Here is a 1,187-nt window from a genome sequence, read left to right as displayed (position 1 = left end):
CTAGCCAACCAGGCGATCAACAAGTCATGGTAGTTGTAACCTACCCAGATGGTTCTGAGGACAAAGTTCCTGTAACTGTTAAGGTTGAAGAAAATCCAACTCAGGCAGCTACTAACGAACCAGCTCCAGCTGAACAAGTTGTTAAAGTTGGTGAAACACCATCCGCAGAGGAATCAATCAGCAACCTAGCTGAGCTTCCAGCAGATACTAAGGTAGAATTTGAAACCCCAGTGGACACAAGCCAGCCAGGTGACCAACCAGCGACTGTAGTTGTGACTTATCCAGATGGTTCTCAAGATAAGGTTCCTGTAACCGTTAAGGTTGAAGAAAATCCAAAACAAGTGGATACTAACGAACCAGCTCCAGTCGTGCAAACAGTTAAAGTTGGTGAAACTCCATCAGCTGAGAAATCTATCAGTAACCTAGCTGAGCTTCCAGCAGATACTAAGGTAGAATTTGAAACCCCAGTGGACACAAGCCAGCCAGGTGACAAGCCAGCGATGGTTGTTGTGACCTACCCAGATGGTTCTCAAGATACAGTTCCAGTAACTGTTCAGGTTGAAGCAAATCCAACTCAAGCAGCTACTAACGAACCAACTCCAGCAGAACAGACTGTTAAAGTTGGCGAGACTCCATCAGCTGAGAAATCTATCAGTAACCTAGCTGAGCTTCCAGCAGATACCAAGGTAGAATTTGAAACCCCAGTGGACACCAGTCAGCCAGGTGACAAGCCAGCCATGGTAGTTGTAACCTACCCAGATGGTTCTGAGGACAAAGTTCCAGTAACTGTTAAGGTTGAAGAGAATCCAACTCAAGCGGCTACTAACGAACCAACTCCAGCTGAACAAGTTGTTAAAGTTGGTGAAACACCATCCGCAGAGAAATCAATCAGTAACCTAGCTGAGCTTCCAGTAGATACTAAGGTAGAATTTGAAACCCCAGTGGACACTAGCCAACCAGGCGATCAACAAGCGATGGTAGTTGTGACTTACCCAGATGGTTCTGAGGATAAGGTTCCTGTAACTGTTAAGGTTGAAGAGGATCCAACTCAAGCAGCTACTAACGAACCAGCTCCAGTCGTGCAAACGGTTAAAGTTGGTGATCAAGTTGATCCAGCTAAGTCCATCTCAAACGTTGATGAACTACCAAAAGATGCGAAGATTACCTTTGAAACTCCAGTAGACACT

1 protein-coding gene is annotated in these 1,187 nt (G+C 45.5%); it reads left to right on the top strand.

From position 1 onward, the window contains the following. The coding region (locus HZY94_RS09505; protein WP_257151917.1) for a Rib/alpha-like domain-containing protein at positions 1 to 1,187 on the top strand (1,187 nt) is incomplete at both ends.

It is taken from the genome of Streptococcus danieliae (genome assembly GCF_013415245.1).
Taxonomy (GTDB): Bacteria; Bacillota; Bacilli; order Lactobacillales; family Streptococcaceae; genus Streptococcus; species Streptococcus danieliae_A.
This window is presented reverse-complemented; position numbering and strand designations above follow the sequence as displayed.